The 2,354-nt window shown below is 72.3% G+C and carries 3 protein-coding genes; 1 reads left to right on the plus strand and 2 read right to left on the minus strand.

Annotated elements, in window-relative coordinates; all coding sequences use genetic code 11:
• The first annotated feature begins 16 nt into the window (after positions 1-16).
• Entirely contained in the window at positions 17-151 is a 135-nt protein-coding gene (locus VFZ20_RS33030; RefSeq protein WP_414682966.1) for a tetratricopeptide repeat protein, read from the plus strand.
• Positions 152-457: 306 nt separating this feature from the next.
• On the opposite strand, the gene VFZ20_RS31870 is transcribed toward VFZ20_RS33030, so the two are convergent.
• Positions 458-640 carry a hypothetical protein gene (locus VFZ20_RS31870; protein ID WP_329688020.1) on the minus strand — a complete coding sequence of 61 codons (183 nt, stop codon included), beginning with the start codon at positions 638-640 and terminating at the stop codon, positions 458-460.
• Positions 637-2,262: an alpha-amylase family glycosyl hydrolase gene (locus VFZ20_RS31875; protein ID WP_329688021.1), complete on the minus strand. Its 1,626-nt coding sequence runs from the start codon at positions 2,260-2,262 to the stop codon at positions 637-639. The genes VFZ20_RS31870 and VFZ20_RS31875 overlap by 4 nt, the downstream gene beginning before the upstream one ends.
• Positions 2,263-2,354: the final 92 nt, after the last annotated feature.

Genomic DNA, 2,354 nt, shown 5'->3' on the forward strand with positions numbered 1-2,354 from the left:
CTCCACGGGCGTGGCCATGGAGTTGGGCCGCGTCTACGAAGGCCTGGGCGAGCGCGACCGCGCCATCGAGCAGTACCGGCGCGTGCTGGCCGCGCAGCCCAACAACCGGCAGGCGCAGGAGCGGCTGCGGGCGCTGGGCGTGCAGCCCTGACGCTCGGTTCCGCCGAACGGATGGATGTACGCGAGAGGCCGTCCCCGAATCGGGGGCGGCCTCTTTGAACAGCGGGGACGGGGGACGGGTTACAGGGGACAGCCTGCAACCGCGGCGGTGATGCGCATCATCCGATGGACGACCAGGAGCCCGGGATCGCGGGGAGGCGTGCGTCCAGGCCGGCGCGCCGCAGGTCGTCGCGCATCGCCTCCCAATGCGCGCGCCAGGTTGCCGCTGCGGGGTGCCCGGCGGGTCCGCGAGCACTACCGTGCAGACCAGCGGCGGCCCGTCCTCGCGGCCAATGGGTCAGTAGAAGCCGTACGTGTCGCCGTTGCCCACCTCCGGTTCCACGCCACGTACCCCGGCGGCGGATACTCGCCGCCGCCCCACTGCCCGAAACCCGCTGACAGCGCGGCCATCCGCGTCGACCTCGAACCCCAGGTCCACCTCGCCGCGGATGCGCTCCGCGATGTCCGCCGGCACCTTCATCGGCCGTCCAGTCGGACGATCACGCCTTCGTCGCCGCGCAGCTCGATCGCTCCGCCGCCCACGCGCCGCGCCTCTCCGTCCGGCAGCGTGCCCAGCACCACCTCGCCCCCGCCGTCGAAGTCCAGTGACGCCGGCTCGGCGGAGAGGTTGAGGGCGACGAGAAAGCGCGTGTCGCCGTGCGTGCGCAGGTAGGCCAGCACGGGGCCGTCCGCGTCCACGGGCGCCCAGCCGCCCACGTGCAGCGCGGGCTCGCGGCGGCGCAGGTCCATGAGCGCGCGGTGCAGGCTGAGCATGCTGGCCGGGTCCGCGCGCTGCGCCAGCACGTTGTTCGCCGCGAAGTCCGGCGCCACGGGCAGCCACGGCTCGCCGGTCGTGAAGCCGGCGGCGGGCTCGGCGCTCCACTGCATGGGCGTGCGCTCCGGGTCGCGCCCCAGGCCGCGGCCGGGCAGGTTCTTTTCCCAGGGGTCCTGCACGCGGTCCGGCGGGATCTCCACGTCGTGCATCCCGATCTCGTCGCCGTAGTACAGCGTGGGCGTGCCGCGCAGGGTGAACAGCAGCATGGCCGCCACCCGCGCCTGCGCCGCGCCCACGCGGCTGGCCACGCGGTGCCGGTCGTGGTTGCCCAGCACCCAGTTGGGCCATGCGCCGGGCGGCAGCAGTGACTCGTAGCGCCGCACGGCCGCGTCGATGGTGCGCGCGTCCCACGGCAGCTTGATGAGCTGGAAGTTGTAGGGAAAGTGCACACCCCGGCCGCCCTCGCCGTAGTACGCCATCAGCCGGTCCACCTCGTTGTAGATCTCGCCGATGAGCACGCGGTCGCCGTACTGCTCCACCAGCTCCCGCATCCGCGCGATGAGCCCGTGGATCTCGGGCCGGTCGGCGGAGTGAACGCGCAGCAGGGCGTCGTACGGGTCGTCGATACCCTCGCGGTAGTCGGGGTTGGGCGGGTTGTCGCGGAACTCGGCGTCCTTCATCACCACCTGGATGGCGTCCACCCGCACGCCGTCGGCGCCGCGCCCCAGCCAGAAGCGCAGCACGTCCAGCATCTCCAGTTCCACGGCGGGGTTGCGCCAGTTCAGGTCCGGCTGCTCGCGCAGAAAGGTGTGCAGGTAGTACTGGCCCGTGGGCTCGTCCCACTCCCACGCGCTGCCGCCGAACGCGCTGCGCCAGTTGTTGGGCGGGCCGCCGCCGGGCGCCGGGTCGCGCCACACGTACCAGTCGCGCTTGCGGTTGTGGCGCGCGGCGCGGCTGGCGACGAACCAGGGGTGGCCGTCGGAGGTGTGGTTGGGGATGTAGTCCACGATCACGCGGATGCCGCGCGCGTGGGCCTCGGCCACGATGCGGTCAAAGTCCACCAGCGAGCCATAGACGCGGTCCACCGCCTGGTGGTCGGTGACGTCGTAGCCAAAGTCGCGCATGGGCGAGGGATAGAACGGGCTGATCCACACCGCGTCCACGCCCAGCCACTGCAGGTAGTCCAGCCGCTGGACGATGCCGCGCAGGTCGCCTACGCCGTCGCCGTTGCTGTCCTGGAAGGAGCGCGGATAGACCTGGTACACCACGCCCCGCTGCCACCACGCCGGCTCCGCCGGTCCCGCCGCTACGTCCATCCCCTCCGCCATCCGGCTCCTCCCTCGTCCTTCATCCGCTGTGCCTGCGCCCGCCGTGAGCAGAGCAAGATGCGCGCGCCAAGTCCGACACACGAGCCCTGGAG

Origin of the sequence: Longimicrobium sp., assembly GCF_036280135.1 — a bacterium.
In the GTDB taxonomy this organism is placed as follows: domain Bacteria; phylum Gemmatimonadota; class Gemmatimonadetes; order Longimicrobiales; family Longimicrobiaceae; genus Longimicrobium.